Annotated in this window: 27 protein-coding genes; 20 read left to right on the forward strand and 7 right to left on the reverse strand. The window is 40.6% G+C overall.

Translation table 11 applies throughout. The annotated features are described in order from the left end of the window. The first annotated feature begins 119 nt into the window (after window positions 1-119). From tdh to mutL, 7 genes are all read left to right on the forward strand, one after another. Complete coding sequence (gene tdh / locus ACYH0L_RS08300; protein ID WP_099725778.1) at window positions 120-1,184, forward strand: L-threonine 3-dehydrogenase; 1,065 nt, start codon at window positions 120-122, stop codon at window positions 1,182-1,184. Further along, window positions 1,184-2,362, forward strand: a complete 1,179-nt coding sequence (locus ACYH0L_RS08305) for a glycine C-acetyltransferase (protein WP_327925255.1) — start codon at window positions 1,184-1,186, stop codon at window positions 2,360-2,362. Before tdh ends, ACYH0L_RS08305 begins: the two co-directional genes overlap by 1 nt. Window positions 2,363-2,523: 161 nt before the next feature. Further along, complete coding sequence (gene miaB, locus ACYH0L_RS08310) at window positions 2,524-4,050, forward strand: tRNA (N6-isopentenyl adenosine(37)-C2)-methylthiotransferase MiaB (RefSeq protein ID WP_099725776.1); 1,527 nt, start codon at window positions 2,524-2,526, stop codon at window positions 4,048-4,050. A 1-nt stretch (window position 4,051) separates the two neighbouring features. Further along, entirely contained in the window at window positions 4,052-4,486 is a 435-nt protein-coding gene (gene ricA, locus ACYH0L_RS08315; RefSeq protein WP_099725775.1) for a regulatory iron-sulfur-containing complex subunit RicA, read from the forward strand. Window positions 4,487-4,960: 474 nt separating this feature from the next. Next, window positions 4,961-5,506 (forward strand): outer spore coat protein CotE, encoded by a 546-nt coding sequence (gene cotE, locus ACYH0L_RS08320; protein WP_007499466.1) that lies wholly within the window; start codon window positions 4,961-4,963, stop codon window positions 5,504-5,506. A 124-nt stretch (window positions 5,507-5,630) separates the two neighbouring features. Further along, the gene (gene mutS / locus ACYH0L_RS08325) at window positions 5,631-8,207 is read left to right on the forward strand and encodes a DNA mismatch repair protein MutS (RefSeq protein ID WP_482354453.1); all 2,577 of its coding nucleotides are present in this window, start codon (window positions 5,631-5,633) and stop codon (window positions 8,205-8,207) included. 21 nt (window positions 8,208-8,228) lie between these two features. Beyond that, window positions 8,229-10,130 (forward strand): DNA mismatch repair endonuclease MutL, encoded by a 1,902-nt coding sequence (mutL, locus tag ACYH0L_RS08330; RefSeq protein WP_482354454.1) that lies wholly within the window; start codon window positions 8,229-8,231, stop codon window positions 10,128-10,130. Between the two features lie 227 nt (window positions 10,131-10,357). Here mutL and bslA read toward each other — a convergent pair whose 3' ends face one another. Both bslA and ACYH0L_RS08340 read right to left on the reverse strand, forming a co-directional pair. Next, window positions 10,358-10,894 carry a biofilm surface layer hydrophobin BslA gene (bslA, locus tag ACYH0L_RS08335; RefSeq protein WP_099725772.1) on the reverse strand — a complete coding sequence of 179 codons (537 nt, stop codon included), beginning with the start codon at window positions 10,892-10,894 and terminating at the stop codon, window positions 10,358-10,360. 126 nt (window positions 10,895-11,020) lie between these two features. Next, window positions 11,021-11,422 (reverse strand): hypothetical protein, encoded by a 402-nt coding sequence (locus ACYH0L_RS08340; RefSeq protein ID WP_230030188.1) that lies wholly within the window; start codon window positions 11,420-11,422, stop codon window positions 11,021-11,023. Window positions 11,423-12,013: 591 nt separating this feature from the next. Between ACYH0L_RS08340 and ACYH0L_RS08345 the strand changes: the two genes are divergently transcribed. The 3 genes from ACYH0L_RS08345 (at window position 12,014) to ACYH0L_RS08355 (ending at window position 14,865) form a co-directional block, all read left to right on the forward strand. Then, on the forward strand, window positions 12,014-12,487 hold the full coding sequence (locus tag ACYH0L_RS08345; protein ID WP_099725769.1) for a CarD family transcriptional regulator: 474 nt from the start codon (window positions 12,014-12,016) through the stop codon (window positions 12,485-12,487). A gap of 314 nt (window positions 12,488-12,801) precedes the next feature. Further along, window positions 12,802-13,551, forward strand: a complete 750-nt coding sequence (locus ACYH0L_RS08350) for a poly-gamma-glutamate hydrolase family protein (RefSeq protein ID WP_256499590.1) — start codon at window positions 12,802-12,804, stop codon at window positions 13,549-13,551. A gap of 165 nt (window positions 13,552-13,716) precedes the next feature. Further along, a complete protein-coding gene (locus ACYH0L_RS08355; protein ID WP_230030190.1) occupies window positions 13,717-14,865 on the forward strand; it encodes a response regulator aspartate phosphatase in 1,149 nt (382 codons plus the stop codon). A gap of 89 nt (window positions 14,866-14,954) precedes the next feature. Here the strand turns inward: ACYH0L_RS08355 and ACYH0L_RS08360 are convergent, their stop codons facing one another. Beyond that, window positions 14,955-16,280: a S8 family peptidase gene (locus ACYH0L_RS08360; protein ID WP_482354455.1), complete on the reverse strand. Its 1,326-nt coding sequence runs from the start codon at window positions 16,278-16,280 to the stop codon at window positions 14,955-14,957. A 584-nt stretch (window positions 16,281-16,864) separates the two neighbouring features. Here ACYH0L_RS08360 and ACYH0L_RS08365 point away from each other — a divergent pair. Further along, entirely contained in the window at window positions 16,865-17,599 is a 735-nt protein-coding gene (locus ACYH0L_RS08365; RefSeq protein ID WP_099725766.1) for a poly-gamma-glutamate hydrolase family protein, read from the forward strand. Between the two features lie 77 nt (window positions 17,600-17,676). Continuing rightward, window positions 17,677-18,126 (forward strand): OsmC family protein, encoded by a 450-nt coding sequence (locus ACYH0L_RS08370; RefSeq protein WP_099725765.1) that lies wholly within the window; start codon window positions 17,677-17,679, stop codon window positions 18,124-18,126. A 45-nt stretch (window positions 18,127-18,171) separates the two neighbouring features. On the opposite strand, the gene erbB is transcribed toward ACYH0L_RS08370, so the two are convergent. The 4 genes from erbB to ACYH0L_RS08390 form a co-directional block, all read right to left on the reverse strand. Continuing rightward, window positions 18,172-18,540 carry an SMR family multidrug efflux transporter EbrB gene (gene erbB, locus ACYH0L_RS08375; RefSeq protein WP_099725764.1) on the reverse strand — a complete coding sequence of 123 codons (369 nt, stop codon included), beginning with the start codon at window positions 18,538-18,540 and terminating at the stop codon, window positions 18,172-18,174. Window positions 18,541-18,556: 16 nt separating this feature from the next. Continuing rightward, window positions 18,557-18,874, reverse strand: coding sequence for an SMR family multidrug efflux transporter EbrA (gene erbA, locus ACYH0L_RS08380; protein WP_482354456.1), 318 nt, complete (start codon window positions 18,872-18,874; stop codon window positions 18,557-18,559). A gap of 2 nt (window positions 18,875-18,876) precedes the next feature. Beyond that, window positions 18,877-19,419, reverse strand: a complete 543-nt coding sequence (locus ACYH0L_RS08385) for a TetR/AcrR family transcriptional regulator (protein ID WP_099725762.1) — start codon at window positions 19,417-19,419, stop codon at window positions 18,877-18,879. 112 nt (window positions 19,420-19,531) lie between these two features. Beyond that, on the reverse strand, window positions 19,532-19,771 hold the full coding sequence (locus ACYH0L_RS08390; RefSeq protein ID WP_099725761.1) for a spore coat protein: 240 nt from the start codon (window positions 19,769-19,771) through the stop codon (window positions 19,532-19,534). Window positions 19,772-19,875: 104 nt separating this feature from the next. On the opposite strand from ACYH0L_RS08390, the gene ACYH0L_RS08395 reads away from it, so the two are divergent. The 8 genes from ACYH0L_RS08395 to nrdF all read left to right on the forward strand — a co-directional run bounded on the left by ACYH0L_RS08395 (window position 19,876) and on the right by nrdF (window position 26,048). Continuing rightward, window positions 19,876-20,277 carry a YmaF family protein gene (locus tag ACYH0L_RS08395; protein WP_099725760.1) on the forward strand — a complete coding sequence of 134 codons (402 nt, stop codon included), beginning with the start codon at window positions 19,876-19,878 and terminating at the stop codon, window positions 20,275-20,277. Between the two features lie 69 nt (window positions 20,278-20,346). Then, window positions 20,347-21,303: a tRNA (adenosine(37)-N6)-dimethylallyltransferase MiaA gene (miaA, locus tag ACYH0L_RS08400; protein ID WP_256499594.1), complete on the forward strand. Its 957-nt coding sequence runs from the start codon at window positions 20,347-20,349 to the stop codon at window positions 21,301-21,303. A gap of 25 nt (window positions 21,304-21,328) precedes the next feature. Beyond that, window positions 21,329-21,550 (forward strand): RNA chaperone Hfq, encoded by a 222-nt coding sequence (gene hfq, locus ACYH0L_RS08405; protein ID WP_003211269.1) that lies wholly within the window; start codon window positions 21,329-21,331, stop codon window positions 21,548-21,550. Window positions 21,551-21,711: 161 nt separating this feature from the next. Continuing rightward, window positions 21,712-22,038, forward strand: coding sequence for a YmzC family protein (locus tag ACYH0L_RS08410; protein WP_099725758.1), 327 nt, complete (start codon window positions 21,712-21,714; stop codon window positions 22,036-22,038). Window positions 22,039-22,117: 79 nt separating this feature from the next. Further along, a complete protein-coding gene (locus ACYH0L_RS08415) occupies window positions 22,118-22,330 on the forward strand; it encodes a hypothetical protein (protein WP_099725757.1) in 213 nt (70 codons plus the stop codon). Between the two features lie 265 nt (window positions 22,331-22,595). Continuing rightward, window positions 22,596-22,988, forward strand: coding sequence for a class Ib ribonucleoside-diphosphate reductase assembly flavoprotein NrdI (nrdI, locus tag ACYH0L_RS08420; RefSeq protein WP_041816236.1), 393 nt, complete (start codon window positions 22,596-22,598; stop codon window positions 22,986-22,988). Continuing rightward, window positions 22,948-25,050, forward strand: coding sequence for a class 1b ribonucleoside-diphosphate reductase subunit alpha (gene nrdE / locus ACYH0L_RS08425; RefSeq protein ID WP_099725756.1), 2,103 nt, complete (start codon window positions 22,948-22,950; stop codon window positions 25,048-25,050). Before nrdI ends, nrdE begins: the two co-directional genes overlap by 41 nt. Window positions 25,051-25,067: 17 nt before the next feature. Then, window positions 25,068-26,048 (forward strand): class 1b ribonucleoside-diphosphate reductase subunit beta, encoded by a 981-nt coding sequence (gene nrdF / locus ACYH0L_RS08430; protein ID WP_024424085.1) that lies wholly within the window; start codon window positions 25,068-25,070, stop codon window positions 26,046-26,048. Window positions 26,049-26,121: the final 73 nt, after the last annotated feature.

A 26,121-nucleotide genomic window follows, 5' to 3' on the forward strand; every position in this document is an offset into this window, starting at 1 on the left:
CTAAAAAATTATGTGGAGTGTTCATTTGTCTCTACTGAGTAGACAGTGGTATTTACGACTAAAATAAGACGTGTTAAAATCTGATTGGGAGAAGTTTTTTAACAAAGGGGTTGTACGTCATGTGTGGAACGATGAAAGCGATTGTTAAAAAAGAAAGCGCTTACGGAGCGGTGTTGATAGACATGCCGATTCCAGAAATCAATGATCATGAAGTATTGATCCAGGTGAAAGCCACATCGATATGCGGAACAGATGTGCATATTTATAATTGGGATGATTGGGCAAAGGGAAGGGTCAAAGCACCTTACATTTTCGGACACGAATTTACAGGGGAAGTTGTCAAAGTGGGTAAACAAGTCTCACGTGCAAAAGTAGGGGATTTTGTATCGGCTGAGACGCATATTGTATGTAATCAGTGCTATATGTGTTTAACAGGACAGCAGCATTTGTGCAGTGAAACGAAAATTTTAGGGGTAGACATTGATGGCTGTTTTGCTGAATATGTCAAAGTACCTGCACAAAATCTGTGGCACAATCCAGCTCAAATGCCAGTAGAGCTTGCATCCATTCAAGAGCCGCTTGGAAATGCAGTTCATACGGTTTTGCACACACCTGTTTCAGGTAAAGCAGTGGCGATTTTTGGCTGCGGACCCATTGGTTTAATGGCCATCGCAGTCGCAAAAGCCTCTGGGGCTGTCCAAGTGTTTGCCGTTGATAAAAATGAATACAGGCTTGAGCTTGCAAGGAAAATGGGCGCAGACCATATCGTGGATATCGGAAAAGATGATCCTGTTGCGATGATTAAGCAGCTCACGCGAATGGAAGGGGCAGACGTGATGTGTGAGATGTCAGGACACCCAGTGGCGATTCATCAAGCACTCGAAGCTTGTGCAAATGGAGGGAAAGTCAATATACTGAGTTTGCCAGAAAGGCCAGTGACAATTGACATTACGAATCAAATTGTTTTTAGGGGATTAACCGTTCAAGGGATCACGGGGAGAAAAATGTTTGAAACGTGGCGTCAAGTATCTGAGCTTTTAAGAACGAATACAATTGATGTACAGCCGGTTGTCACCCATACGCTGCCATTTGAAGATTTCGAAAAGGGGTTTGAACTCATGAGAAATGGTACATGCGGAAAGGTCGTGCTTATGATGCCATCATATCAAAGGGGGAAGAAATGATGAAAGAATTCACGTATTTACAAGATGAATTAGAAACAATGAAGCAGCAAGGTACCCACCAAACGCTCAAAGAGATTGACTCAAAACAATCATCCGTGGTCACATTAAATGACCAATCCGTTATACAACTCTCCTCAAATAATTACTTAGGCCTCACCTCGCATCCACGGCTGATGAAAGCAGCGAAAGAGGCGATTGATGAATTTGGTGCTGGGACAGGATCCGTACGAACCATTGCCGGTACAATGACGATGCATGAACGTCTTGAAAAAAAGATCGCTGCATTTAAGAAGACAGAGGCAGCCCTTGTGTTTCAGTCAGGTTTTACGACCAACCAAGGGGTCTTATCAAGTATCTTAACAAAAGATGATATTGTGATTTCAGATGAGCTCAATCATGCCTCGATCATCGATGGCATTCGATTAACAAAGGCAGATAAAAAAGTATACGCCCATTCCAATATGGAAGAGCTTGAGAAAATTTTAAAAAAATCTATGAATTACCGCGCCCGGCTTATCGTAACAGATGGTGTGTTCTCGATGGATGGAGATATTGCACCGCTTCCTGAGATTGTGAGACTTGCAGAAGCATATGACGCATTTGTAATGGTTGACGATGCGCATGCGTCAGGAGTACTTGGCGAAAATGGACGCGGGACAGTCAACCATTTTAAACTCGACGGCAGAGTGCACATTCAGGTTGGGACACTTAGTAAGGCTGTCGGTGTGCTAGGCGGCTACGTGGCTGGTTCTGCGGTTTTAATCGACTACTTAAAGCATAAAGCAAGACCGTTTTTATTCAGCACCTCACATCCACCAGCTGTGACAAGAGCGTGTGAAGAAGCAATTGAAGTACTGTTAGACGAACCAGAGCGAATTGATACGCTTTGGGAAAACGCTGCCTATTTTAAAGAAAAGGTCATCAATCTGGGATTTCAGGTTGCACCAACAGAGACACCGATTATTCCGATGATGATTGGAGACGAGGCACTTACTTTCCGTTTTTCAAAGGCATTAATAGAGCGAGGTGTCTTTGCTCAGGGCATAGCCTTCCCAACTGTGGCCAAAGGAAAAGCGAGAATTAGAGCCATCATCACAGCAAAGCACACAAAAGAAGAACTTGACCGTGCACTGACAATCATTGAAGAAGAAGCGAAAAAACTGAACATACTTGATTGAGAGAGCGTGGGCTCTCTTTTTCTTTTTATAAAGAGAATGGTTATGACTGTCCTGTTAAATAGGCATTTTTCATAGAAAAACCTCGTATGAATTTATTTTCAATTGATCAGAAAATAGTCTATACTGTAGGGTGGAGCTTGGTTTGAAAGGAGTACAAATTCATGAATGAAAAGCAGAGAAAAGCAAGCGGACAAGTAAGTTCATCGGACAAAAAATCCGAGAAGGACTACAGCCAATATTTTGAAGCTGTTTACATTCCGCCTTCCTTAAAAGATGCAAAAAAACGGGGTAAAGAAGAAGTCGAATACAATCAATTTCAAATTGACGAGCGGTTTCAAGGGTTAGGGAACGGCCGCAAGTTTTATATTCGCACTTATGGCTGTCAAATGAATGAGCATGACACAGAGGTGATGGCTGGTATTTTTATGGCGCTTGGCTATGAACCAACAAACTCTACTGAAGATGCGAATGTCATCCTATTAAACACCTGCGCCATTCGTGAGAATGCTGAAAACAAAGTGTTTGGAGAGCTTGGTCATTTAAAAGCATTAAAACGCGAAAAGCCAGATTTGATCTTAGGTGTCTGTGGATGTATGTCACAAGAAGAATCTGTCGTCAACCGTATTTTGAAAAAACACCCATTTGTTGACTTGATTTTTGGAACGCACAACATTCACCGCTTGCCGGAGCTTTTATCTGAATGTTACCTTTCAAAAGAAATGGTCATCGAGGTTTGGTCGAAGGAAGGGGATGTCATTGAAAACCTTCCAAGAGCCCGCCAAGGTAAAATCAAAGGCTGGGTGAATATTATGTACGGCTGTGATAAGTTCTGTACATACTGTATCGTACCTTACACACGCGGCAAGGAAAGAAGCCGCCGGCCAGATGAAATTATTCAAGAGGTAAGACGTTTAGCGGCAGAAGGATATAAGGAAATTACCCTTCTTGGTCAAAACGTGAATGCGTATGGAAAAGATTTTGAAGACATGGAATATGGTCTTGGCCATCTCATGGATGAGCTGCGTAAAATCGATATTCCGCGTATCCGTTTTACAACAAGTCATCCGCGTGACTTTGATGACCATTTAATTGAGGTGCTTGCAAAGGGCGGCAACCTGCTCGATCATATTCACTTGCCAGTTCAATCAGGAAGTTCTTCTGTGCTGAAACTCATGGCGAGAAAATATGACCGTGAACGTTACCTTGATCTTGTGCGCAAAATCAAAGAAGCGATGCCAAATGCTTCCCTGACAACAGACATTATCGTTGGGTTCCCAAATGAAACAGATGAGCAGTTTGAAGAAACCCTTTCCCTCTATCGTGAGGTGGAGTTTGATGCGGCTTATACGTTCATTTACTCTCCAAGAGAAGGAACACCAGCAGCCAATATGAAAGACAATGTCCCAATGCGTGTGAAAAAAGAACGCCTTCAGCGCCTGAATGCACTCGTGAATGAAATTTCCGCGAAAAAAATGAAGGAATATGAAGGGCAGACTGTCGAAGTATTAGTAGAGGGTGAAAGTAAAAATAATCCTGAGATCCTAGCCGGATATACAAGTAAAAGTAAGCTTGTGAATTTTAAAGCACCAAAAGAAGCGATTGGCAACATCGTCAAAGTGAAAATCACACAAGCGAAAACTTGGTCTCTTGACGGAGAAATGGTTGGAGAAGCTATCGAGGTGAATTAAAATGACGCTTTATTCAAAGAAAGAGATTGTCGAGCGCGCAAGAGAGCTCGCTAAAATGATTTCTGAAACAGAAGAAGTTGATTTCTTCAAGAAAGCAGAAGCACAAATCAATGAAAATACAAAAATTTCGACGATCATTAATCAAATTAAGGCGCTTCAAAAACAAGCAGTAAATTTAAAGCATTACGGCAAACACGAAGCCTTAAAGCAAGTCGAAGAAAAAATCGATGCCCTGCAAGAAGAACTGGATGAAATCCCAGTGATTCAAGAATTCAAAGAATCACAAATTGAGGTCAATTCCCTGCTTCAGCTTGTAGCGCACACGATTTCTAATCAAGTAACGGATGAAATCATTCTTTCAACCGGCGGAGACCTATTATTAGGAGAAACCGGTTCAAAAGTGAAAAACTCATCACCAAGTTGCTCCATTAAATGAGAAAACCCCGCATCTGCGGGGTTTTTTGTTTTAGATTATATGTAATTTTTAATTTACTACTGCATCAACAACAAAATGTTGATGCAGTAGCCCCTTTATTTCATAAAATAATTTATCTTGAAAATGTTGTAGTGAAGCGTAATAAACTGAGAATCAATTGATTTTAATGATTAAAAGATCTGAATCTAAATTTAACGCTTAATCCAAAGAAATTTATAACAATATGATATTCTCTCATCGGATTCCCTCCTTATTAAGAAGGGCTACTCTCTTTATTACACCAAATTACCCCAATCTAATCAACCCCCAATCTTTCACTCTCCAACTTTTCCAATTTTCAAGGCAAGTTTATGGGCGACCATGCATACACTGAAACAGAAATGAATTTAATTGAACATGAAGCTCAAAATCGTGACACACTAGACGAATGCCCAGCATAAGATAAAACGATCAAGAACAAGGAGGCATGCCGGAATGTCTGAATACAGAGAGATTATTACAAAAGCGGTGGTTGCAAAAGGGAGGAAATTCACCCAAAGCACACACACCATTTCTCCATCGCAAAAACCAACCAGCATCCTAGGTGGTTGGATCATTAATCATAAGTATGATGCTGAAAAGGTCGGTAAAACTGTTGAGATTGAAGGAACATTTGATATTAACGTGTGGTATTCATATGCTGACAACACGAAAACAGAAGTGGTCACAGAACGTGTGAAATATGTAGACATCATCAAACTGAGATATAAAGATAAAAATTTCCTTGATGATGAACACGAAGTGATTGCGAAAGTGTTGCAGCAGCCCAACTGCTTAGAGGTGACCATTTCTCCTAATGGCAATAAAATTGTCGTTCAGGCAGAGCGTGAATTCATTGCTGAAGTGGTAGGAGAAACAAAAATTGTCGTAGAGGTCAATTCAAGCTGGAAAGAAAAAGATGATCACGAGTGGGAAGAAGAAGTGGATGAGGAGTTAGAGGATATTCATCCAGAATTCCTAGCAGGTGATCCAGAAGAGTAATAGATGACTAGGGCGCATATCTCCCTAGTTTTTTTGTGCCTCGATCTAGGGAAAAAAGGTGCTTTTTTATGCTATAATGGAAGATGGTATGAATTCGAAAGTGATATAGTGAGGGATTAGAAATATGGCAAGTTATACGCCCATGATACAGCAATATTTAAAGATCAAGGCAGATTATCAAGATGCCTTTTTATTTTTTCGCTTAGGCGATTTTTATGAGATGTTTTTTGATGACGCAAAAGAAGCGGCACAAGAGCTAGAAATTACGTTAACAAGCAGAGACGGCGGGACGATTCCAATGTGCGGCGTCCCTTACCATTCTGCTTCTGCATACATAGAACAGTTGATTTCAAAGGGCTACAAAGTCGCCATTTGTGAACAGGTGGAAGATCCTAAAACGGCAAAAGGTGTGGTCAAAAGAGAAGTTGTTCAACTCATTACACCAGGGACGGTCATGGATGGCAAAGGGCTGAGTGAAAATGAGAACAACTTCATTGCGTCTGTTTCCAGCTTTCAAAATGGGTACGGCCTTGCGCTTTCCGATTTATCAACAGGAGAAAACATGGCTGCTTTCATCGATCGATTAGATGAGGTTGTGTCTGAAATTTATTCTGTCGGTGCAAAGGAAATTGTGGTTTCAAAGCAGCTGAATGAGGAAACAGTGAAGACCCTTAAAGAGCGCTGTCATGCAACGATTTCATACGAAGATAGCGGCCAATTAATGGATGAAGCTGAACCGCTCGTTTCCCACCTTGACGAAAATCTGAGATCAGCATTTTTAACGCTATATGCCTACTTAAGAAGAACGCAAAAAAGAAGTCTTGATCACCTTCAGCAAGTTCAAGTGTTTGAGCTTGAACAAACGATGAAAATTGATCTTTACTCAAAGCGAAATCTTGAATTAACAGAAACGATCCGTTCAAAAAGCAAAAAGGGCTCTTTATTATGGCTGCTAGATGAAACAAAAACAGCGATGGGCGGAAGACTGCTCAAGCAATGGATCGATCGGCCGCTCATTCGCCTTTCGCAAATTGAGGAACGCCAGGAAATGGTGCAAATTCTCATGGATCATTTCTTTGAACGAGAGGATCTGCGTGAACGATTAAAGCAAGTATATGATCTTGAGCGTCTAGCAGGCCGCGTGGCATTTGGAAATGTGAATGCCCGCGATCTCATTCAGCTGAAGGAATCCTTAAAACAAGTACCGGCCATTAAAGAGCTCGTCCATTCACTGCCAGAGGAAATGGCAAAATCAAGAGCGAATGATATTGACCCTTGTGGTGACTTGCTTGATTTATTAGAAGATGCTCTTTATGAGAATCCGCCGATGACGTTAAAAGAAGGCAATTTGATTAAAGATGGCTACAATGCAAAATTAGATGAATATCGTGATGCCAGCCGAAACGGTAAGGACTGGATTGCACGGCTTGAACAGCAAGAAAGAGAATATACCGGCATTCGTTCCTTAAAAGTCGGTTTTAATAAAGTATTTGGTTATTATATCGAAGTGACCCGGGCGAATACACATCTGCTGGAAGAGGGTCGTTATGAAAGAAAACAAACCCTTGCCAATGCAGAGCGGTATATCACACCTGAATTGAAAGAAAAAGAAGCCCTTATTCTTGAGGCAGAATCAAATATTAGCGAATTGGAATATGAACTATTTTCAGCTCTTAGGGAACAAGTGAAAACATATATTCCTAGATTACAGCTGCTCGCAAAACAAATGAGTGAGCTGGATGCGCTGCAATGCTTTGCGACTGTCAGTGAAAAACGCCGTTATGTCCGTCCGGAATTCTCAGAGGATGAGGTGGATGTCATTGATGGCCGTCACCCTGTCGTTGAAAAAGTGATGGATCACCAGGAGTATGTGCCGAATGACTGTCATATGGGAAGAGGCAGACAAACCTTGCTTATTACGGGACCGAATATGTCAGGGAAAAGCACGTATATGAGACAAATGGCGCTCATCTCGATTCTTTCGCAAATTGGGTGTTTTGTGCCAGCATCAAAGGCGACCCTTCCGATTTTTGATCAAATCTTTACACGTATTGGTGCGGCAGATGATTTGATTTCAGGTCAAAGTACTTTTATGGTAGAAATGCTCGAAGCAAAAAATGCGATGGTGCATGCAACGAAAAACAGTTTGATTTTATTTGATGAGATTGGACGCGGGACAAGCACCTATGATGGAATGGCTCTTGCACAGGCGATCATTGAATTTGTTCATGATCATATTGGTGCCAAAACCCTCTTCTCCACACATTACCATGAGCTTACGGTACTTGAGTCTCAATTAAGTGAGCTGAAGAATGTCCATGTACGAGCTGAAGAGCATGAAGGAACGGTCGTTTTCTTACATCAAATCAAAGAAGGTGCAGCTGACAAAAGCTATGGCATTCATGTAGCGCAGCTTGCTGAATTGCCTGATGCCATCATTGATAGAGCCCAGACGATCTTAACGGAGCTTGAGAGCGGATCACATGAAGTGATTCCGCACGTGGCTCCAGCTCCAAAAACAGAAAAGCCCGAGGAGAAGCAGCAGCTTTCTTTCTTTGAAGTGGAAGAAAAACCGCAAACAAAAGCCGTCCTCAAAAACAAAGATCAAGCGGTGATCGACGAATTAAAGTCATTTAATGTAATGGATATGACACCACTGGAAGCCATGACAAAGCTATATGAATTGCAAAAGAAATTATAATGTAAGGTGAGGTGAGCAGAAATGGCAAAGATTATTCAGTTATCCGATGACCTATCAAATAAAATTGCTGCTGGTGAAGTGGTCGAACGGCCGGCTTCTGTCGTAAAGGAGCTTGTGGAAAATGCGATCGATGCAAGTAGTACAGTCATTGAAATCGATGTAGAAGAAGCAGGTCTTTCTTCTATTAGAATCATTGATAATGGTGTTGGAATCGATGCTGAAGATTGTAGGCTCGCCTTCCAGCGCCATGCAACGAGTAAAATCAAAGATGAAAATGATTTGTTCCGTGTCAGAACACTAGGCTTTAGGGGAGAGGCGCTGCCAAGTATCGCGTCCGTCTCTCACCTAGAAATGAAAACAAGTACCGGTGAAGGAGCTGGAACGCACTTAGCCCTCCAAGGCGGGAAGATCATTTCAGAGAAAAAAACCTCTGGCCGTCGCGGCACCGAAATTGTGGTCACCAACTTATTTTATAATACGCCAGCCCGATTAAAATACATGAAAACCGTTCATACAGAGCTTGGCAATATATCGGATGTCGTTAACCGAATTGCACTTGCTCATCCAGAAGTATCGATTCGCTTGCGTCATCAAGGGAAAGTCTTGCTTCAGACAAATGGAAACGGAGATGTACGGCATGTGCTTGCGGCCATTTATGGAACGGCTGTGGCGAAAAAAATGCTGCCACTTCACGTACAATCACTTGATTTTGAAGTGAAAGGGTATATTTCCTTACCAGAAGTGACGAGAGCATCGCGGAATTATATGTCTTCTGTTGTAAACGGCAGATATGTCAAGCATTTCCCGCTCGTGAAAGCCATCCATGAAGGGTATCACACGCTGCTTCCGATCGGTCGCCATCCGATTACATTTATTGAGATGAAGATGGACCCCATTCTAGTGGATGTGAACGTGCACCCGTCAAAACTTGAAGTGAGACTTAGTAAAGAACAGGAACTTCATGAGCTGATCAAACAAGGAATTAAGGAAGTGTTTCAAAAGCAGCAGCTCATTCCAAGTGCTTCAGTGCCAAAAAAAGCACCAATGCCAGCTGTGAAAAATGAGCAGCAATCCTTAATCTTCGATTCAAAACAAGCAAATACAGGCCGAACGGAAACACCTATATCCTATCAGCCGGTCCCGATCGAATCGGTTGTATATGAGACCAATCAAAATGAAACATACGGGCTGCCTGAGCTGGAAAGTACGGAAGCGTCATTACAAGTATCGTATGAAAAAAAGCCAGCTGCGAGCGTTCATGTAGAGGAATCGGCGGCTTCTCTTGAACATGAGGAGGCTGTGCTGAAAGAAGATGAAGCCGAAAACATTTCAGAAAATGAACGCGTCCCTGTCATGTATCCCATCGGTCAAATGCACGGCACATATATTTTGGCTCAAAATGAACGAGGGCTTTATATTATCGATCAGCATGCGGCTCAGGAGCGAATCAAGTATGAGTATTATCGTGAAAAAGTAGGAGAGATCGAACAGGAAGTGCAAGAAATGCTCGTCCCATTAACATTCCACTACTCGAAAAACGATATGCTGATCATTGAAGAGCATAAGGATATTCTAGCGAAAGTGGGTGTCTTCTTAGAGCCCTTTGGTTCAGGAAGCTACATCGTTCGATCGCATCCGCAGTGGTTTCCGAAAGGAGAAGAGGCTGAACTAATCGAAGAGATTATTCAACAAGTGCTTGATGAAAAGCGTGTTGATATCAAGAAACTGAGAGAAGAAGCGGCGATCATGATGAGCTGTAAAGGTTCTATTAAAGCAAATCGCCATTTGCGTCATGATGAAATCAAAGCCTTATTAGATGAACTCCGGCAAACGAAGGACCCATTCACATGTCCGCACGGCCGGCCGATCATCATTCATCACTCCACGTATGAAATGGAGAAAATGTTTAAACGGGTCATGTGACCAATGAGAAAAAGCGCTCTTAGAGCGCTCAGCGTGTAGACAAACCCTCGCATTCGGTTGTCACTCCTGCGTGCCAGTGCTCACGAATGTCAAATTCGCTCTGGTACCCGTCCTTACTAGACTTCAAGGGTTTTCATATCACGCTGAAAAGAAGACAAAGAGCTAAAATAATCTTTATTTTAGCTCTTTGTGAAAAATCTGAAGGCGCTCTTAGAGCGCTTTTTTATTTAGCATCCACAAGGATTTGGCGGTGTGACGACAACTGGTCGTTTGTTAATATCAATCGTATCTTCTGCATAAAATGTGGAACCAATGCTGATTGCACGATTTTCTGCGCGGAATGTATATGTACCTGCCGCGGGGAGTATTTTATGTGAAAGCTGTAATGTATATTGCGAACTTCCAAATAAATCAAATCTAGCTGGAATGCGGACTGTTTTTCCGCTATTCAAAATGTAGCTGTCTTTTAATGCTTTTCCGTTAAAGATGTCTTTTGTTGTGGCTTGAAAGCCTGCAGGCAATGTAAACTCAATTGCACCGATACTTAAGACTGAATTTGGTCGGTATGTCAGCTCAATGTCAGAAAAAGACCATTCTTGCTTACTTGCTCCTGTAATTTTCGCATAAAGTGCAGCTGGCCTTGCATTGGTCGAAGCTTTGCCTTCCTCCGTCTTGGCTCCTTCAGCGGATGCGGCAAGCGGTAGCGATAGTGCCATGACCAGTGTAAGCATCCCCATCATTAAGATTGTCCATGTTTTTTTCATTTCTTCCTTCCCCCTTGGTTGATTATAGGTAAATAATAGATAATAACATCCATTATTTACCTACAAGATTACCATATTCCTATATGTCATTAAATGGTATATTGTACCCTTATTTTGTCTATTTGTTTAGTAATAGCGGGGGAGGAACGCATTAGGTTGATTCATTCCGTAAGCGTGGCCTGCCATATGATGGTGTGGCATCATATGCATATCTTGATACCCGTATGGCTGCTGATATGGATGCATCCCATATCCACCACCATAGTGGCCTAGATGTTGGTGATCTTTCATTGGAACATGTGAAAATGAATCATGCTGATTCGTATACGGAGAATATGGTGAATGGTGATGCGGGTAGTGTCCGCTATAAGCATCTTTTTTACCAGTATGATAATGGTTTGGCATATTCATATGCTCCTGCATGTTTGGTGCGATCACATGCTCATGATTGGCTGTATACACATTTTCAAACGTGTGATAGGGATTTCCTTGGTGGTAATGATTGGTCTGGTTATTCATATTGTTCATTTTGTATCTCATCCTTTTTGTCAGGTTGCCATATCCTATGAGGGTCACCCGTTTCATGAGCCTATCCATATGAAAGAAAAAGTGCATTACACAAGAAAAAAAACCGGCTTTTCAGCCGGGAAAACAAAAAGCAGGTGAAGCGTCAAACACTAAAATGAGGTGCTATGCTTTCTTCTGCGACGCTTCTTACAGCTGCTGCAGACACTTTTAGGATAATAATAGGGATCGTAGCTTCTAGAAGTATCCCAAAAATCGCTCTCAAACCAATCATCTTTTTTATGATAAAACTTCTTTTCTTTACATGGATCAACATGGCGATGATCGTCATGCTTCTTATAACAGTTTGAGTGGGAATGTTTGCACTTGCATTTGCACATTGTCATCCCTCCTAAATGTGACTCAATGCTAGTATATGCACGGAAGATACACGAGGACTGGATGGTGGTGCTTCTTTTGTAAAAAAGGCTTTTTCTTTAAAAACTCAAATGAAAAGAATTGACTAGTGCTAAAATAACATGATAAAATATAAATTTTTATCCTCTGCTGAAATGTGTTATAATCATATTGTGAATACTTTCGGAGGTGGCGGATTTGTTTCAAATAGGTGATAAAATTGTTTATCCTATGCATGGAGCCGGTGTGATTGAAGGAATGGAAGAAAAAGAAATTTTAGGTAAGACGGAGGAATATTTTCTGATTCAAATGCCGAATATGCAGATGATGATCCCAAGAGGCAGAATCAATCAACTAGGTATACGTCCGGTAGTTGATCAAGCAACGTTGAAAGTTGTGATGAACAATTTTGCAGAAGAAACAAACGACGACGCGCTTACTTGGAAGCAAAGATATGATGAAAATCTGAAAAAGCTAAAAACAGGTACGATCGAAGATGGTGCAGACGTTGTGAAAGATCTGATGAGACGAAATCAGAAGAAAGCATTAAATTCAAGTGAAAAGAAAATGCTTGAAGATGCACGAGGCATGTTAGTGAGTGAAATTTCACTTGCACAAGGGTTATCACAAGATGAAGTGCTAACAGCCTTAGAGAATGAATTAAGAGTTTAAAGATGGATATACAGTAATTGGCTGTAAACAGAAGGGTATACACCTTTTGTTTACAGCTTTTTTGTTTGGAAAAAGAGTCATATTTCCATTTTTGTAGGATATTTTTACTGAAACTGAAATAAGGTCATAGGATTTAGTTTTTACTTGCAAACGGAGCGTTTCAAAGAAGTCTGAAATACCTAGACAACATAAAAAAAACAGGTAAGTTCTCCTGATTCGTTAAAAAGAGCCGGACATTCTTTGAATTCTCTTAGTCATTGATAGTAAAATAATGCGATAAGAAGGCATCTAAGAGAATGAAAAGGAGCGGTGAAATGAAAAGGCTACTTATAAGTGGATTCATCTTTCTGATCCTGTGTGCTCTTTTAATGGTGAAATGCAGCCATTCCGTTCAAGAAAAAAAAGAGCAAAAACAACATCAAGAAGAAGTAGAAAAGTATAAGAAAGAGCGAAAAAAAGGTGATCAATATGAAAGTTTTAAACAGCTCATACGACATGAAAGGGACGGCTATGAGATAGAATTTCACGAAAAGGGTGGTAGTGATTTACTCGTATTTTCTCCTCATGGAGGTGAAATTGAACCAGGAACAAGTGAAATTGTAGAAGCATTTCAAGAAAGGTACTCTACGTATTTGTTTGAAGGTACAAAAAAAGACAATAATCGAGACTTGCATATCACGAGTACAAAATTTGATGAACCCATTTTGGTTCAAATGATTAAAACGTATCCCTTTTCAATTTCCATCCACGGCTATAAAAGTGATAAAAGGCATACGCTAGTTGGCGGGACAAACCCAGAAATGCAAAGAGCTGTTGTACGAGAATTAAAAGATCGTGGCTTTTCCGCAGAAATGGTGCAAGAGGGGGAACGGCTTTCAGGAACAGATCCCAAAAATATTAATAATCGAAATGCAAGTGGTGAAAGTGTTCAGCTAGAAATTAGTACGGCGCAGAGAGAAGCCTTTTTTGACAATTTTGATACGAGAAAAGGAAAGAAGAAAGCATTCAGACGTTATATCAGTGCTTTAAAAGAAGTATTAAGAGAATTTGACCCATCTTCGTAGAAAAACCGTTTTGATGGGCAAAAGTACTCTATTTAAACTTGGTAAAAAAGATAGAAATATGCAAAATGAACATAAATTATGTAATAACTTACAATTTGCCTTAAAAACATAAATTATGTAAAATAATAGTTATCAGTTTGATATGATAGAATGGGGCTGAAGTGGATGGCACACAAAATACCATCTTCCGAAGTAGGTGTAAAGATCAATCAATGGTACACGCATATTTGCAAATTTGAAGTGGAACAGGCAAACGACATGAAGCGCCTTGTTGAAGAAGAAATTCATGAGATGGAAGAGGATCAAGATTTATTACTTTATTATTCTCTAATGGATTTTCGCCATCAAATGATGCTTCAGCACTTAACGCCAGTCCATGCAGGGAGTGAAACGCTTCAAGCTGTGTCCTTTCCTAAAGAAATTGAAGATGCAGAAGATGAGATGACAGGCTTACTGGGCTATTACTTTCATTTTTTCCATGGGATGTATGCGTTTATCCAGCGCCGATATATCGAGGCCATTTCATATTACAAGCATGCGGAACATCAACTGATCTTGGTGACAGATGAAATCGAGAAAGCGGAATTTTACTATAAAATCGCTGAAGTATACTATCATATGAAACAAACCTATTTCTCTATGCACTATGCCAAAAAAGCGAGAGACATCTATAAGAAACATCAGCTTTATGGAAAAAGAAGCATTCAATGTGATTTTGTGATGGCAGGTAATTGGATTGATGTAAATCAGCACCAAAAAGCGCTTCCTTATTTAGAAAAAGCGTTAAAGGTCTGTGAAGCGATGGAAAGACAAGAATGCACGTCTTATTTTAAAGCGATGGCTCTTAATAACTTAGGAACTTGTCATTATAGCATGGGCACTTACCATACAGCGACTGTTTTTTTTGAACAAGCCATTTCACTTTATCAAAAAGACCAAGCAGCCACGATGATAAAATCATTGTTTTCACTTGCTCTTACTTGTTTTAAACTCGGAGATATGGAGCGAGCGAGTGAAGCCATAACCAAAGGAATGAATCAGGCTTGTTTATTGGAAGATGAGATTTATCAGTTGAAATTCCAATTTTTGCAGGCGCTCTATATAGAGAAAGACAGCGGTGATCAATTGAGATCGGCACTTTTTGGTCTAAGAAGCAAAAAAATGTTTGCTGATTTAGAGGAATTAGCACTTGATGCGGCTAATTATTATAAGGAACGCGACATGTACAAGGAATCTTCCACTTTTTTTGAAATTGTGATCGAAGCGCGTACGCACATTCAAAAAGGAGATGAGATGTATGAGAACGAAGCATAACATGTCAGCTGCTCAAGTAGATGAAAGACTTCACACATAAAAACAGACAAACAACACCCTTTACGTAAAAACGTAAAGGGCTTTTTTATTTATTCTTTTATCGCTTTCTCTGCGTCAATGGCACCTGCTCCATAAATCATTGGATCATCTCCAGACCACTTGCTTGTATTTTCTATTAATAGGGCTTTGACATCATCAGGTGTTAAATCCGGGGAATGCTCTAAAAGAAGAGCGCAAATACCGGCGCAAATCGGTGTTGCCATTGATGTGCCAGATAGCGTTGTATAATCATCCTCGACTCTGCTTGATTTATCTAGTTTATCCAAAAAGGATCTTGGTGATCTGAGAGATACGATGTTGACTCCTGGTGCAAGGACATCTGGCTTTGCTTCACCATAAACAGTTGGGCCTCTGCTCGAAAATGGTGCCACGACATCGTCACTTGATTCTGGTGTATTCCGGTCATCATAGGCGCCGACCGTAATGACTTTTTGACTGACAGCCGGGCTCGCAATCGTTTGACTGTTAGGACCAGAGTTTCCAGCAGCGACGCAGACAACAATGCCTTGATCCCAAGCAGCATTGACAGCGCGCACCATCGGATCATCTTCTTCATCATCATAACGCTGAGCCTCTCCGCCTAGTGACATACTCATAATATGAATTGGATCATTGGGATGGTCTTCGTTAAACTGTATGCACCACTCAACACCTTCTATAATAGTAGAAAGTGATCCAGCGCCTTGTTTATTTAACACTTTCACGCCAATGAGATTTGCTTTTGGGGCAGGTCCCTTGTATAAGCCGTCTGAGGCGCCTCCGTCTCCAGCCACATCTCCAGCGCAGTGAGTACCGTGCCCGTTATCGTCATAAGGCTTCGTTTTTTGTTTGACTAAATCCACAAATCCGCGAATCCGTCCATCTAAATCTTCATGCGGATAAATCCCTGTGTCAATGACAGCCACCGTCATGCCTTCACCGGTTAATGTCGTGCCATTTCGGATGACTTGGTCAGCATGACTTGCTTGTGTTGCGACATCGAGCAGCGCATGAACTTGTCGGTCTAAATAAATCTTTCGAATATGCTCCCCATTCGCTAACAGTTCCTCTAAAGCAGCAGGTGTCAAATCAGCTGCGCAGCAATCGATGTGGGTAAAGTGCTGTTTTATCTTTGTTTTTCTATTTTTTTTCATTAGCTGCTTTGTGCTTTGAATACCTGCTTCGACTGCATCCTCCTTAAATTCAATGATCACACGAAGCTTCTTTTTCTTCTTTAATCTTCCTTCAAAAAAGCGATGAAAAAAACAAGGCGTCCACTTAAAGGGTTTATAAAGGTGAAGGACGGTTTCTCTTAACGGCTGATCCAGTTTACTAGCATGCGTTCTGACCATTTGCACCATGGAAAATCCAAACATGTGATGCCCTCCATTCTAGCTATCAATTCTCGTACACTCTTACGTTATGAGACTGAAAGCTGCTTTGTTCGGATTCTTGTCCCTCCTTTTCTTCATATTGGCGGCTTGCTCATTTCTTCTAAAAAGAAAAACGCTTACATTTTGTAAAATAATAGAAAAAGGTGGAAATCATATAGAATCTGCCGATGATAGGTGGGAGAGTTTTTCTTAGAGAACCAGTGAAACAATGGATTTTGCAGAAAAAAGGGGGGGGCTGGACAGGGTCAATGCTCATACAAATGTGATGCGTCACAGTTGAAAAAAATCAAATTCGCATAAAAAAAAGCCGAATTAAAGAAAACAGACTGGGTAGGACTAGGTCATTTTAAACATAACTTCATTTGTTTGTCATACTATTCTAACTCTGTTTTCAAACAGGAGAGACGTTTCTGTGTATATAAATGCAATTATCTTATTTTTGAGGAATCTCATGATCTAGAGTGTTATGATCAAATTTGAAGAGAAAATGTGGAAAAAATGAAAAGAAATGATGATTCAATATTAATCATAGAAACGGCTTAGAAATCTGTTAAAGGAGAACGGGAATGAAGAAGTTTTTTGCTTTGCTTCTCCTGCTTGCGATCGGATGGGGCGTTTATTATACCATGCAAGCACAGGAACATGATGAGCCATTTTCATCAGGTGGGGAAGACGAAAGCGGTTCAAATGATATTTATCGCAATTTTAAAGAACTGGAAGAGAACGAATCAACTAGCAGCTATCAAATTACAGCCAACCCAGTGCCTGGCAGCCGTCTTCTTGTGATGTCACCCCATGGCGGGAGAATTGAAGGCGGCGTTAGCGAGATCGTCCATTTTTTTGATAACGATTTTTCTACGTATTTATTTGAAGGTTTAAGAGAGAATGCGTCAGAACTTCATATTACTAGCACAAACTTTGATGAACCTATCGGAGTCGCACAGGCAAAAGCACATGATTATGTATTAGCAGTGCACGGCTATAGAGGTGAGGAAGGAATTGACCATACTCTTGTAGGCGGAACCGATTACGACCGTGCAGAGAAAATTGTGAACTCATTAGAGCGGAATGGATTTTCTGCTGAACTTGCTGTTGCACACGCATCCCTAAGCGGAACGAGCAATCATAATATTAATAATCTTACAAAAACAGGGCAAAGTGTGCAGCTTGAGATCAGTAGAAGTCAACGTGAAGCTTTATTTGACAGTTTCGATTTTCGGAGGCGGTCGAGTACGAAAAATGAAGCGTTCTACCGTTATGTGAGGGCGATTCGGACGGTGCTGGATGAAGAATATACATAAGGATTGTGCACATCTTAAGACAAGCAGGGTGACTTCTTGTTACACTATAAAAAGTGATAACAAAAGGAGAGACGGATATGGCGCGTCATCATTTTCATCTTCAGGCAAACTGGCCTGGTCTGCGTAACGATGTTGGTACAATTACATGTGAGCAATTAAAAACGAAGATTTCGATTCCAAAAGAAATGGACGGCCCGGGCATCGGAACAAATCCAGATGAGATGCTCTTAGGTGCAGCGGCCACGTGTTATATCATTACACTTGCCGCCATGATGGAGCGGAGTCAATTAGAGAAAGAGGATCTATCGATGAGCTCTGAGGCCGTCGTAGATGTGACAAATGGTGTGTTTACATATGAGAAAATCATTCATCGACCTGTCATTATCCTCAAAGAGTCCGCTTCCACGTATGATATTGAACTAGCTCGTAAGCTTGCACATAAAGCCGAAAGCTCATGTATGATCTCAAGAGCTGTTCAGGGAAATGTGGACATTTCCTTAGAAGAAACCATTCAAGTCGGCCGTTAAGGCAAAAAAGTCATTTTCCCTTTTACATGGAGAAAATGACTTTTTTTATGACGTCCATTCGGTTTGATCCATTTGTTCTTTGTTTTCTTCCTTTTGTTTCTTGGACTGATTTAAGACAATCACACCGCATATCACGAGTGCAAGACCGATGAAGCCTTTCATATGAATGGTTTCGTTAAATAACACGAGCCCTACAAGAGCGGTGAGTGCTGTTCCGACGCCAGACCATGTGGCATAGGCGGATGAGAGCTCAATTGTTTTAAGTGCCAAACTAAGAAAAGTAAAGGCACATCCAAATCCGATCAGCACCCCAATACTCGGCAGCACTTGTGTAAAACCTTGCGAAAGCTTCAGCATCGTACTGCCAAAAACCTCCGTCAAAATGGCCCCTGTTAAATAGAGCATTCCTTTCATGATCTCCTCACATCCTTTATGACATATTTAAAAGTACGACCCCTAAGACAAGCATAGCCATTCCAATGATTGCTCTCTGGTTCAAGGTTTCTTTAAAAAAGAGCACGCCAAAAAAAGCCGTGAGGACGGTACCAACCCCAGACCATGTTGCGTACGACATGCTAAGTGGAATGATGTTAAGTGTTAATGACAGCATATAAAAAGCAAGTGTATAGAAAGCGACAACGACAGCGCTAGGTTTAATGCGCGTAAAGCCATTTGATAGTTTTAACATCGCGGCCCCAATTGCTTCTGAAAAAATGGCAACTGCTAAAAAAAGATATCCGAGGATCATCATCATCCCTCCTCTAATATGTGTAAAATCCGATGAAGTAAAAGGGTTTTTTCCTCTCGGTTCAGTGGTTCAAGCTGAAACATCTCTGAAAACCATATCCCATCACATGCAAGGCGGATCAGCTGGCTCAGCGCAGGATCGTTTATTTCCTCTGCTGCTTTCTCTTTGAACTCCGCATAAAAATCACGCCAAGGGTTCAATAACGCTTCATCAAATGACATAGTGGCCAGCATGCTTGTACATAACTGGGTCGTATTTTGCATATCAAGATCATTTAATGTCGCCAAAATATATGCACGTACATAAGGAGCCTTTTCGTTTTTGCATGTTTCCTGATACGACTCGAGCTGCTGACGAAAGCAGACGATCGCGTGCTCATTCATTTTTTGGATGAGCTCTTCCTTGCTTGAAAAATGATAAAGCAGGCCGGCTTTGGTCATATTTGCATGCTCTGCTACCTGCTGAAGGGTCAGCTGACTTAATCCTTCTTTTAAAATCGTACGAGCAGCTGCCTCAAAAATTTGTTCTTTTTTGGTTTTAGACATAAAAAAAACACCTACTTTACTGAACGGTCGGTAAAGTAAATGTTAACCCATGAAAAACTAGTGTGTCAATTGATTCATTTTATGAAAGGATGTTTTCACTAAATAGTCATATTTAATAATAAGGGTATGGTCCATATGGCGGATATGGCGGTGGATAAGGATATCCATATCCTGGAGCGAGCAGGGATCCAGCAAGTAGTCCTCCGGCAAAACCACCTAAAAATGGAGGTCCAAAAAATCCAGGTCTCCCATAACCGAAGCCAGGTCTTCCAAACCCAAAGCCAGGGCGTCCAAATCCAAAAGGTCTTCTCATGTCTTCTTGAATAAACGGCGGTGTTTCAAAATAATTCATAAAAAAAGGCTCCTCTCACATAAAATCACTGTAACTGACATCAGTGTATGCAAATGGCCTACATGTGTTTGGGTGACCGCCTAATATAAGGAGGAATGTCTTAAATGGGCCTGTATCCATCTGATTGGGCAAAATGTCCGCCGCATGCTCATGCATATAAAGCACGTACGGATGTAACAGAAGAGCATTATCATTTAATAGAAGGGATCTCTCAGCCTGTAAATGGAAGCAGTACTGACAAGCATACGCATTACTATCGAGGGGTCACTTCTTTTGAAAGGGGTCATTTTCACAGATATTATGGCATCACAGGACCTGCTATCCCAAGAGCCGATGGCACACATTATCACGAAATTCAGGAAGTCACATATTCTGCTTATACAGATCCTGTCCCCATCCCATACGGAGGTGTCGTCTATAGTCCAGATGAAGAGAGGCCAACGCATACCCATCGTTTAAAAGGAAAAACATATGAAGTGGTTGGAAATGAACCACTCGGCTGGTGATGGGCAGTATATAGGAGAGAAACAGAAGTTATGCTATACTGTAGGCAGTTTGTAAAAGAGAGTGATGTTATGAAAAAAGCGAAACAACCAGTGATTGTGTTAGTAGGACCGACGGCTGTCGGCAAAACAAAGCTGAGCATTGATATAGCCAAAGCATTTAATGGAGAGATCATCAGCGGAGATTCTATGCAGGTTTATAAAGGAATGGATATTGGAACAGCGAAAATCACCCCTGAAGAAATGGATGGCGTCCCGCACCATCTAATTGATATGAAACAGCCGGATGAATCGTTTTCTACAGCTGAATTTCAGCAGCTTGTCCGTTTGAAAATCAAAGAGATTGCGGGTAGAGGAAAAACGCCAATGATTGTCGGCGGAACAGGTCTGTATATTCAATCTGTTTTATATGATTACACATTTACCGAAGAGAAAAGTGACCCCGCCTTTAGAGAGGAAATGACGCTGTTTGAACAGCAGCATGGGCCGCTTCGGCTGCATGAAAAGCTAAAGGCAGTAGATCCTGACGCTGCAAAAGCGATCCATCCGAATAACGTCCGCCGTGTGATCCGGGCGCTAGAGGTGATACATACAACCGGTCAAAAAATGTCTGAGATGCAAAACGGGCATCAGGAAGTTCCTCTTTACGACACAGCCTTCATTGGGCTGAAAATGGAGCGAGAGCTTTTGTACGAGCGCATTCATCAAAGAATTGATATGATGTTAGATGAGGGCTTAATGGAAGAAGTGAGAGCGCTATATCAATCTGGTTTGAAGGATTGTCAGTCTGTTCAAGCGATTGGTTATAAAGAACTGTATGCCTATTTTCAAGGTGACTGCTCTCTTAATGAAGCCATCCGGCAATTAAAGCAAAATTCCCGGCGATATGCGAAGCGTCAGTTTACGTGGTTCCGTAATAAAATGGATGTCACCTGGTTTGATATGACACCACCTTGCCACTTTTCAGACAAAAAAGAGGAAATTTTCGCATATATAGCAGGAAAGCTTGGACTTAAAGCGAAACTGTAGTTATCAGAATCAAGGAGGACGAAACATGAAACCGATTAATATTCAGGACCAATTTTTGAATCAGATCCGCAAAGACAATACATTTGTCACCGTATTTTTACTGAATGGCTTTCAGCTTCGCGGTCAAGTGAAAGGATTTGACAATTTTACAGTGCTGCTTGAGACAGAAGGGAAGCAGCAGCTTATTTATAAACACGCCATTTCTACATTTGCACCTCAAAAAAATGTAAATCTAGAATTAGAATAGGACAATTTGTATCTAATAGCCCCATGCATCTGCGAATAAACCGGCCGGAACCCGCTACGTTTTTTGTCAGTGCAGAGGGGCTATTTTGTATGCCGTGAAACTTTTCTGTCCATTTTGCGTATGATTCCTTATTGGACTTTTAAAAAGGTGAGGGGATTTATATGGAAAATGCAGAACTTGAATTAAGAAGGATTAGAGTGATACTCCTTTTGATTGGAATCGTTGTCTTATTTGGATCGTGTGCCATTTCAAACATTGAAACGAGACAGGAAAGCTGGCATAACCATTCTTATCAAAATGATAATGGAAATATAGAAGGCCTTTTACAATCAGCTGTTGCGCTAAAAAATAATCACTTTGCTGTTGTTAAGGATGATGAAGTACATGTGTACCGGTTTGATGAAAAAGAAGGGGAGCTGACCCTCGTTAAAACGGAATACATAGATGAATGGGACGAAGAATATGATGATGGGCTTGATGAAGAGTAAGCACGTCAATTTACAAATGTATGTGAAGTCGCTACACTATAATCATGCATCAGACATCTAGACAGAAAAGGATGAGTTCATGTCACACAAAATTAAAATTAATCACTGGGAACAAACTTGTGAAGACGACTCCTGTTTCGAATATGGAACAAGTGTTTCTGTAAATGGGAAAGAATTAGTGAGAGAAGCTTCAATCGTTTCTGCGCTTGAAGCGGTGCTAAAAGAATTAGGTGTTGAAGTGGAAATAACAGAAGTGTCAGAAGATTTACAGTGCGATGCCTACAAAAAATAAAACAAAAAGTCTAGTCTACTAAGCGATTTTTTTTCGTGTTATGATAGATTTCGGTTTCAGTTGAATAGGGAGTAGGGCAGTCTATTTTTAGATCCTGCTCTGCTCTATTTATTTGAACGTACGAGTTCGGCTATGAATGTTCGGCCGGGTTGGTTGATTTTTTTCGTTTCGAACATCTATATGTTGTGTTTTAAAAAAACATAGTATACTATATATAGTGAATAACGAAATGATCAACAATACTAAAAACTAGGTCGTGATGGAATTGATTCAAATCGTATTTGATTCAAAAACAGGAAATGTTCAACGCTTTTTGGACAAGACCCCTTTTACAGACAAACAAAAATTGACTGGAGAAGAGTTTTTGGATACGCCGTTTATTCTCGTCACCTTTACGACAGGATTTGGACAAGTCCCTAGTACCACTCAGTCCTTTTTAGAGAAAAATGCTCACCTTTTACTAGGTGTAGCGGTGAGTGGCAACAAAGTGTGGGGAGATAATTTTGCAAAAAGCGCCGATACGATTTCTAAACAATATCAAGTTCCTATTTTGCACACCTTTGAACTAAGCGGAACAAAAAGGGATGTTGAATTGTTTACACAGGAGGTAGAAAGAATTGTCACAAAATCAGGTTCCAAAGTGGATACAATTAAATAACGAGATTATGATTCAAAAAGAAGGAAAGTTTCAGTTCGATAAGGACAAAGAAGCTGTACATAGTTATTTCGTAGATTATATTAATCAAAACACGGTCTTCTTTCACAACTTAGAAGAGAAGATTGATTACTTAATAGAAAACGACTACTATGAGGAAGAATTTTTAAGGCAATACAGCATGGCAGATATTAAAGAAGTATTTGAAGCTGCATATGCCAAAAAATTTAGATTCCCATCATTTATGAGTGCGTTTAAGTTTTACAATGATTATGCACTGAAAACAAATGATAAAAAGAAAATCCTTGAACGCTATGAAGACCGCATTTCAGTTGTGGCTCTTTTCTTCGCGGGCGGAGACAAAGAAAAAGCACTTGAGTTTGTAGAACTAATGATCAACCAAGAATATCAGCCAAGTACTCCAACATTCTTAAACGCTGGACGTAAAAGACGCGGTGAGCTTGTGAGCTGCTTCTTGCTTGAAGTGAATGACTCTTTAAACGATATTTCAAGAGCGATTGATATTTCCATGCAGCTTTCGAAACTAGGCGGCGGCGTCAGTTTGAACCTGTCAAAACTTCGTGCGAAAGGCGAAGCAATCAAAGATGTAGAAAACGCGACAAAAGGTGTCGTAGGCGTGATGAAGCTTCTTGATAATGCATTCAGGTATGCAGATCAAATGGGACAAAGACAGGGGTCAGGCAGTGCCTACCTCAATATTTTCCACAGAGATATCAATGATTTCTTAGATACGAAAAAAATCTCTGCTGATGAAGATGTTCGTGTGAAAACACTTTCCATTGGTGTTGTCATCCCAGACAAATTTATCGAGCTTGCAAGAGAAGATAAAACAGCTTACACTTTCTATCCGCACACAGTCTATAAAGAATATGGACAGCATCTTGATGAGATGGACATGGAAGAAATGTATGACGAGCTTGTGGAAAACCCGAAAGTCAAAAAAGAAAAAGTCAATCCGAGAAAACTTCTTGAAAAATTGGCTGTTCTGCGCTCAGAATCAGGCTATCCATATATCATGTTCCAAGATAATGTGAATAGAGAGCATGCGCTGAACCATATTTCACGTGTGAAATTCTCAAACCTTTGCTCAGAAGTGCTTCAGGCTTCAGAGGTATCTTCTTACACGGACTATGATCAAGAAGATGAGATCGGTCTGGATATTTCTTGTAACCTTGGTTCATTAAATATCATGAATGTCATGAAAAACAAATCAATTGAAAAAACAGTCAAGCTTGCAACAGACTCGTTAACGCTTGTATCTGAAACAACGGATATTCGCAATGCACCGGCTGTTAGAAAAGCAAACAAAGCAATGAAATCAATTGGGCTTGGCGCAATGAACCTTCACGGGTATTTAGCTCAAAATCAAATGGCATATGAAAGTGAAGAAGCAAGAGATTTCGCTAATACGTTCTTTATGATGGTGAACTATTACTCGATTAAACGCTCAAGTGAGCTTGCAAAAGAAAAAGGAGAAACATTCCACCGTTATGAGGGTTCTGGCTATGCAACTGGTGAGTACTTTAATAAATACGTGGAGAATGATTTCACACCAAAAACAGAAAAAGCGGCAGCACTATTTGAAGGCATGCACATTCCAACAAAAGAAGACTGGGCAGCACTTAAAGAATTTGTAGCGGAAAATGGGATGTACCATAGCTATAGATTATGTATTGCACCAACAGGTTCGATTTCTTATGTTCAATCGGCAACAGCATCTGTTATGCCAATTATGGAACGTATCGAAGAAAGAACATATGGCAACAGCAAAACATATTACCCAATGCCAGGTCTTTCAGCGCAAAACTGGTTCTTCTATAAAGAAGCGTACGATATGGACATGTTTAAAGTGGTCGATATGATCGCAACGATTCAGCAGCACGTCGATCAAGGAATCAGCTTTACATTATTCCTAAAAGATACGATGACAACGCGTGACTTAAACCGCATTGATCTTTATGCACACCATAAAGGCATTAAGACACTTTATTATGCAAGAACGAAGGATACAGGGCAGGAAGGCTGTCTTTCTTGTGTTGTTTGATTAAAGGAGAGTTTAACGTGACAAAAATTTATGATGCAGCCAACTGGTCAAAACACGAAGACGATTTTACACAAATGTTTTACAACCAAAATGTGAAGCAGTTCTGGCTTCCTGAAGAGATTTCCTTAAACGGGGATCTCTTGACATGGAAATATTTAGGTGAAAAAGAGCGGGATACGTACATGAAGGTACTTGCTGGACTGACTTTACTTGATACAGAACAAGGAAATACAGGGATGCCGATTGTGGCAGAACATGTAGACGGTCATCAGCGTAAAGCGGTGTTGAACTTTATGGCGATGATGGAAAATGCGGTACATGCGAAATCATACTCAAATATCTTCATGACACTTGCACCAACTGAAACCATTAGTGAAGTGTTTGAATGGGTCAAGAAAAATAAATTCTTGCAGAAGAAAGCGGATATGATTGTAAGTCTATACCGTTCGATTCAAAAGGATGATCCTATTTCCTTGTTTAAAGCAATGGTTGCTTCTGTTTATTTAGAAAGCTTCCTATTTTATAGCGGCTTTTACTACCCGCTTTATTTCTATGGACAAGGAAAGCTCATGCAAAGTGGTGAAATTATTAACTTGATTTTGCGCGATGAAGCGATTCACGGTGTGTACGTTGGGTTATTAGCGCAAGAAATCTACAACAAACAAACACCTGACGTGCAAAAAGAGCTATATGATTTCTCCATTGATTTGCTGAACGAGCTTTATGAAAATGAGCTTCATTACACTGAGGATATTTATGACCAAGTCAATTTATCGCATGATGTGAAAAAGTTCATTCGTTACAATGCCAATAAAGCGTTAATGAACCTTGGATTTGCCCCTTACTTTGAAGAAGAAGAGATTAACCCGATTGTATTGAACGGACTCAATACAAAAACAAAGTCACATGATTTCTTCTCAATGAAAGGGAACGGCTACAAAAAAGCAACAGTTGAGCCGTTAAAAGATGACGACTTCTTCTTTGGAGATGAATCATAAGTAAAACGCAAAAGTCAAAACGCATCACTCGTTTTGGCTTTTTGCCATTTCTTACAACGTGTTACAAACTGGA

This window comes from Bacillus sp. MC1252, from assembly GCF_056838025.1.